The following is a 6,956-nucleotide window of genomic DNA, read 5'->3' as shown; positions in this document are numbered from 1 at the left end:
GACCAGAGTGGACAACACCGGGTTGTTCGACGCCGCGGTCGCGACCGGGTCCTTCGCCATTCCTTCGAAGCTGCCCGGCCCGTCCTTCGGCACCGCACCACACGCCGAACCGAACTGCGCGGTCATCGCGGAAGAAGTGGGCGGCGCCTGCGACGGCTGGTTGCCGGTCGACGCACCCGTGTCGCTGGATCCGCACGCGGCCATGGACATCAGGGCGAAGCCACCGATGACGGCCGCAGCTGCACGTGGCAAACGCATGATGGTGTTCTCCTTGGGATCGGAAAGCTCTGACGGTCATTCGCGCCGCAGATCGATGCGGATTGGTGGAGTGGGGAACTTTTCGAGCGTCACCTGATCGGGCGATCGGGGCCACCGCCGTGTTTGGTCCACTGTGTACAGGTCGCCGATCCTCGGCGTGAGCGTCCTGGCCACCATGCTGGGCGGCACGGCGGCTGTGGCGTCTCCCGCGAAACACAGCGGCGGCGACGTGTTCGTCCTGAGCCAGAGCGGTGTGCTCAGCCGGCACGACGCCACGCTGCGGCTCATCCCCAAGTCCAGCAAGCGGATCACCGGTGTCACCAAAGGTGACCAGCTGATCGGCCTGGACACCCGGCCGGCCACCGGCGGCCTGTACGCGTTGTCCCGCTCAGGCCAGCTGTACCGGACCGACGTCAAGACCGCGGCCGCCACCGCGGTCGGCACACCCATCGCACCGCAGGGCTCAGCGGTCGGATTCGATTTCAACCCGACGGTCGACCGGATCCGCGTGGTCACCGACACCGGGCAGAACCTCCGGCTGCACCCCGACACCGGTGCCGTCGCGGACACCGACACCCCACTGAGCTACCCCGCGACCAGTCGCAGCCCGAAGGTCACGGCTTCCGGCTACACCAACAGCGTCGCAGGCGCGACCTCCACAGCGCTCTATGGGCTGGATTCCGCGCAGGACACGCTGGTCAAGTAAGGCAGTTTGCCCGGCGAGACCCCCGTGGTGTCTCCGAACACCGGGCAGGTGACCACGATCGGCCGTCTCGGCTTGAACATCAGCGCGGTCAACGGCTTCGACATCAAGGGCGCCGCCGGCGCTGGTGTTCACAACCCGCGGGACTACCGCGCCGTGGCCGCGGTGCGAGCGCACGGCCTGTCTCTGCTGGCCAGCATCGACGTCGCCTCCGGCCGGGCGCGGGTGACGTCTCCGTTGCTCACCGACGTGGTTGGTCTGGCTTTCGTCAGCTGACCGCACACGCGAGCGGGCGGCACCAGAAGCTTCTGGTGCCGCCCGCTCGTGATGTGGTTGTCAGGCGCGCACGTGGTTCATGCTGTGCGCGTCGGTCACCGCGTGCCCGCCGTTGCCGGCGGGGCCGGAGTGGCCACCCTGGGTGTGGCTGACATTGCTGGCGTCACCGGTGGCACCGGTCGACCCGGTGTCACCCGACGCACCGGAGGTCACCATGGTGTGCGTGGTGCCGCCGTTGTGCTTCCAGCCGTTGTGCTTCCAGCTGTGCTGGTCGCTGGAGCGGGTGATGGCGGTGTTGCCGCCGGTGGCACCGGACTTGCCGGAGTCACCCGAGTTACCGGTCACGGCCTTGTTCGAGCTCGACGCGTTGCCGCCCTTGCCCGAATCGCCACCGTCACCGGCAACAGCCTTACCGCCGGTCACGCTGTCCACCTTGGACCATCCACGGTGGTGTCGTGCCGTCTGTGCACCATTGGTGCTGGCAGCTTTCACTGCCGCGTTGCCGCCGTTACCAGCCGCGCCAGAGTTTCCGCCCTGTGTGTTGCTGATGTTGGTGGCGTCACCCGTGGCACCGGTCGAGCCGGTGTCTCCCGAGTCGCCGGAGGTCACCGTGGTCTCGCACCGGGCGAGAACACAGAGGCTGTAGGCGGAGTTGCCACCGGTCGAACCGGAGTTGCCCGAGTTCCCGGAGTTACCGGTCACGGCCTTGTTCGAGCTCGTGGCGTTGCCACCTTTGCCCGAGTCGCCTCCGTTGCCCGCCACAGCCTTCCCGGCGGTCGTTGACGAGCCGCCGCTGTGGTGCTGCCTCTTCGAAGTGGCAGCGTGGTTGTCTCTGGACGCCTGGGTCGCGGCGTGGCCGCCGTTGCCCGCTGAACCCGAGTTCCCGCCCTGGGTGTTGCTGGCGTTCGTGGCGTTGCCGGTCGCACCGGTGGAGCCGGTGTTTCCGGAGTTGCCCGAGCTGACGTGCGTCTCGCAGCGCGAGAGCACGCACACGCCATACGCCGAATTGCCACCGGTTGAACCGGAGTTGCCCGAGTTCCCAGAGTTGCCGGTCACGGCCTTGTTCGAGCTCGTGGCGTTGCCGCCCTTGCCCGAGTCGCCGCCGTCACCGGCGTGGGAGCTGCCCAGCACGGTGTTGACCACTCCGCCGAGGCCCACGGGGCCCTCGGAACCGGTGTCGGCGCTCGCGACCGCGTTCCCCAGCAGAACGAACCCGCCGGACATCACCGCGGCCACGATGCCGCGTCGTACATACCTATGCATCAGTTTTCCTTGCCCTTTCATCGCTTCACGGGAAGATCTTCAGCGTTGCGAGGAACAAGGACCATCAACTCGGATGATGCCTGCCGTACGACGTCCACCACGACGGCCCCATCAGCGCACCGGGCGATACCCGCCACGACCCGGACAACGACGCACGGACAACATCGCCGTGCACGGAAGAACCATCGACACCCGGGCCGTGCGGCGCGAGGGCCGTACCACCAGGCGCGCCCGTCGCAGCGGGACCGCTCGGCGGCAACACCGGAGCACCAGGCACAGGCTTGCCTGACCACACCGTAGATCCCGCAGACTCCGCGGTCACGGCGTGTTCAGTGATGACGCGATCAGCGCGCGGCAATCGGCCGACTTCAGCGCTGTCGGTCGCTCGCACGACGTGCGCATCTTCGGGCACTGTCGACCACGACGGAGACACCGTGACCGCGCTGGGCACGGGCAGGTCCGAGTGGTCAACCCGTCCAGTCCCCGGGGAACCAGTTCCCGGCGGATCACTGGCCGGAACGGGATCCGCCACGGCGCGAACCACAGGATCGGTCGCGGCGACGGGCTTGAGCACCGGATCCGCCGCGCGGACCACCGGTCCCACAAGCGGTTCCGTGACCGGCTTGAGTTCGAACAGCACTGGCGCCACCGCCTCGGTGGCCGGCGTGAGAACCGGCTGGATCACCGGCGCGACCACGTCAGCGACTGGTTGCACGACTGGCGCTGCCAGTGTGGCCACGCCGTGCACGACCGGTGCGACCGGTTCGGACACCACGTCGTGAACCACACCAGTGACACCGTCCGTGACGGCGCCCAACAAGCCTTGCGGCGACGCGCCGTGGTCTTTCTGACTTCCGCCGGACTGCTCCGCGTTCGCATGTCCAGCCGTGAGCAGCGCCAACACGAACAATCCGGCGGTAAATCCGACAAGCCCGCCGACAACTCTGACCAACCGCACAAGAAAGTCACGGTCTGTCACTTCGTCAGCAACACCTGCCGTCATCTTCACCCGCATGAACTTCACCTCCCCTCCGATCGGGTGACGACTTGGTACCCGGGATTCGGAGGGTGAAAGCACGCGGATTGGGTTCCAGCCAAGAAAATCTGACTCGTTTCCCAGTAAAACCCAAAGAACGAGCTGAAATACCCACCCACCGCCGACTCAAACACGAGCACACAAGATTGACATGAAACAGCCAACACGCTAATGGGCCAGGTGTCACGACTTGGCGTATTCGACGCGCTGCGCGGCTGACACCACCAATCCGACATGACCGTGTGCACCGAATGGGGCAAGACGAGCAGGCATGGTGTGATCCCACAAAGGAGTACGCATGAAGCCCGGCGACGATGCTGCCGACCTCGAACCGGCCGACGACAGAGGCACCCCGCGACGCAGCACTCGCCGACGCCACGACGTGACCACGTGATGACGACGTCGGCAACCAGTCGACACCAGGACCAGCGTCTGCGGCACGCGGGCGCATGGACGGGCGCCGTACTCCTGTTCACCGCCGGTTCGCCCTGTACGTCAGCGAATCGACCTTCTTGCTCACCTCCATCGTGGGCGTGGAGAGCGCGCCGCAGGCCGTCTCCGCCACGACACTTTGGGGAAACCGCGCTGTGTCCGGCAGCGGCTTCCGCGAAGTCTGGACCGTCAGTCCGGACAACGGCGCCATGCTCCTCGGCACCCTGAGCAAACCCAGCGGTGTTCTTCCGGCTTACGGACTGCTGCTCGCAGTGCTCGCTGGCCTGTTCGCCGTCGCGGCGATCGGACTGATCGTCTTCAGCCGACGCACCTCGGTACGCACCTGGCTCACCCGTAGTGTCCACCTCACCGTCGTCACGGTCGCCGCACTCATCGGAGCCGCAGCCGCCATCGCCATGACCACACTGGCCGAGACCACCGCCAACTCACCGACAATCGGCGAGCAAGTCGGCACTCAGATCACAGTGGATGTCGGCCTCTGGCTCCTCGCAGCGCTGTGCCTGATCGCGATCACGGCAGCCCTGCAGGCCAAACGAGCGCTGCTGATGTCCCCGCCACGCTCCAGCGCGCATGTCGAAGACGACACGCCAACTCCCCGATGGGAATACCCGTACTCCAGGAATGAAGCCTCGGCAGGATCCCGGCCCGAAGAATCGGTGATCGATCCAAACCATCTCGTCGTCAGCTTCGAATGGCTGGGGTCCATGAGATCGGTCCCGTGTGCCGAGTGCTCGATGGCGGCGGGAAACGCCCGATGCGCTGCCATCGAGCAGGCACGGGAGGGAAGGAGATCCTGCGTGTTTGGCAAACGCTATGCCGCTCGAATGATCAACCGCAGTGCCGAGAACGATCAGGACCGACGCCGCTTCCTCAAAGCCGCAGGCGTCACCGGCCTCGGCTTCGTCGGCGCCACCACACTGACCGCACCCAGCGCCACCGCCGCACCTCAAGCCGAGGTCAGCGACGTCGCGGTGCTCAATTTCGCCCTCAACCTCGAGTACCTGGAAGCCGAGTTCTACCTGCACGCGGTCACCGGCAAGGGCTTGGCCGACTCGATGACCACCGGCACCGGCACCCGCGGTGGCGTCACCGGCGGCCGTGCCGTCCGGTTCAAAACCAAAGCCGCACGCCAGTACGCCCAGGAAATCGCCGGCGACGAGAAAGCCCACGTGGGTTTCCTGCGTGCAGCGCTCGGGAACGCCGCCGTCAGCCGTCCGGCGATCGATCTGCAAAGCAGCTTCACCGCCGCCGCGCAGGCCGCCGGTCTGGTCAAACCCGGTCGCAGCTTCGACGCGTTCGCCTGCGAGGAGAACTTCCTACTCGCCGCGTACCTGTTCGAGGACGTCGGCGTCACCGCCTACGAGGGCGCCGCGCCCCTAATCACGAACAAAACGTATCTCGAAGCCGCCGCGGGCATCCTCGCTGTGGAGGCCTACCACGCGGCCAACATCCGCACCGCGCTCTACAACCACAGCGACGGCATCCTCGGCCTCGGTCTGCTGGGCCGCGACCTTCGGGAAGCCTCAGTCAAGCTGTCCAACGCCCGCGACAACCTCGACGGACCCACCGACCTCGACCAAGGCGTCATCGACAGCCAAGGTCGCGCCAACATCGTCCCCGCTGACACCAACGGCATCGCCTACTCCCGCAGCCCCGGCCAGGTCCTCAACATCGTCTACCTGACCAACAAAGCCGCCACCTCCGGCGGCTTCTTCCCCAAGGGCGTCAACGGCGAAGTCAACACCAGCGCCAACAACGTCTAACACGCGCGAGACCGTCGGTGGCACCTTCGCTGAGGTGCCACCACACGCGCTACCCCGTTTGTAACGCCCTTCCCCACGGGACGCACCACTCGGGTGTGATGGATCGGTTCGGTTGAAGTCGGAGGTCCGGTTGTCGCTCGCCAGTGCCATCAAACCGAGGATCACCCGTTTCCGAGCCGGAGCCGCGCTCCTGGGGCCCGCGTTCGTCGCGGCGATCGCCTACGTCGACCCCGGCAACGTGGCCACCAACACCGCAGCGGGCGCCACCTACGGCTACCTGCTGGTGTGGGTGGTCGTCGTGGCGAACGTGATGGCCGGGCTCGTGCAGTACCTGTCCGCGAAACTCGGGCTGGTCACCGGACTGTCACTGCCCGAGGCGGTCCGGGACCGGCTGTCCACCCCGACCCGGCTGGCCTACTGGGCACAGGCGGAGGTCGTGGCGATGGCAACCGACCTGGCCGAGGTGCTCGGCGGCGCGATCGCGTTGAACCTGCTGTTCGACCTCCCGCTGCTGCTCGGCGGCGTGATCACCGGCGTGGTGTCCACCGTTCTGCTGCTGGTGCAGGACCGAGCCGGGCAACGGCCGTTCGAACGGGTCATCACGGGACTGCTGCTGATCATCGCGATCGGTTTCGCCGCGGGGCTTTTCGTCTCGCCGCCGTCCGGCTCCGGCGTGGTCGGCGGGCTGCTGCCGCAGTTCGCTGGGTCGGAGAGCGTCCTGCTGGCCGCGGGAATGCTGGGTGCGACCGTGATGCCGCACGCGGTGTACCTGCACTCCGCGCTGGCACGTGACCGGCACGGCCGCCAGACCGGACCCCGACTGGGGCGCCTGCTCAACGCGACCCGCTACGACGTCGGCGTCGCCATGGTGTTCGCCGGCGCGGTCAACCTCGCGATGCTGTTGCTCGCAGCGAGTGCGCTATCCGGGATCGACGGCGTGGACTCGCTTTCCGGTGTGCGCGCCGCCATCGGGCAGCACCTCGGCGGGGGCATCGCGTTGCTGTTCGCCGTGGGACTGCTGGCCTCCGGCCTGGCGTCGACCTCGGTCGGGTGCTACGCCGGTGCCGTGGTGATGGGTGGGCTGCTGCGCAAGCGGATCCCGTTGCTGGCCCGCCGGTTGCTCACACTGCTGCCCGCTGTCGCGTTGCTGGCGTTCAACGTGAATCCGTCGTGGGCGCTGGTGATCTCGCAGGTGGTGCTGTCA

4 protein-coding genes and 2 pseudogenes are annotated in these 6,956 nt (G+C 67.1%); 3 read left to right on the top strand and 3 right to left on the bottom strand.

From position 1 onward, the window contains the following. Positions 1-258 (bottom strand): annotated as a pseudogene (locus tag ALI144C_RS56510) (fasciclin domain-containing protein); the annotation flags it as partial. 175 nt (positions 259-433) lie between these two features. Between ALI144C_RS56510 and ALI144C_RS57070 the strand changes: the two are divergent. Further along, positions 434-1,237, top strand: a pseudogene (locus tag ALI144C_RS57070) (DUF4394 domain-containing protein). A gap of 60 nt (positions 1,238-1,297) precedes the next feature. Here the strand turns inward: ALI144C_RS57070 and ALI144C_RS00110 are convergent. Further along, positions 1,298-2,500: a hypothetical protein gene (locus ALI144C_RS00110; protein ID WP_143230283.1), complete on the bottom strand. Its 1,203-nt coding sequence runs from the start codon at positions 2,498-2,500 to the stop codon at positions 1,298-1,300. A 64-nt stretch (positions 2,501-2,564) separates the two neighbouring features. Continuing rightward, positions 2,565-3,524: a hypothetical protein gene (locus ALI144C_RS00105; protein ID WP_076984913.1), complete on the bottom strand. Its 960-nt coding sequence runs from the start codon at positions 3,522-3,524 to the stop codon at positions 2,565-2,567. A 1,262-nt stretch (positions 3,525-4,786) separates the two neighbouring features. Between ALI144C_RS00105 and ALI144C_RS00100 the strand changes: the two genes are divergently transcribed. Further along, entirely contained in the window at positions 4,787-5,752 is a 966-nt protein-coding gene (locus tag ALI144C_RS00100; protein ID WP_076984919.1) for a ferritin-like domain-containing protein, read from the top strand. A 112-nt stretch (positions 5,753-5,864) separates the two neighbouring features. Continuing rightward, the coding region (locus ALI144C_RS00095; RefSeq protein WP_441297519.1) for an Nramp family divalent metal transporter at positions 5,865-6,956 on the top strand (1,092 nt) is incomplete at its 3' end.

Origin of the sequence: Actinosynnema sp. ALI-1.44, from assembly GCF_001984155.1 — a bacterium.
Taxonomy (GTDB): domain Bacteria; phylum Actinomycetota; class Actinomycetes; order Mycobacteriales; family Pseudonocardiaceae; genus Kibdelosporangium.
Note: the sequence above shows the minus strand (reverse complement) of the source record. Positions and strands in the feature narration are given on the sequence as shown.

Bases quoted from the DNA above. Each gene is read 5' to 3' on its own strand.
- ALI144C_RS00110 (WP_143230283.1), bottom strand. From the start codon at position 2,500: ATGCATAGGTATGTACGACGCGGCATCGTGGCCGCGGTGATGTCCGGC.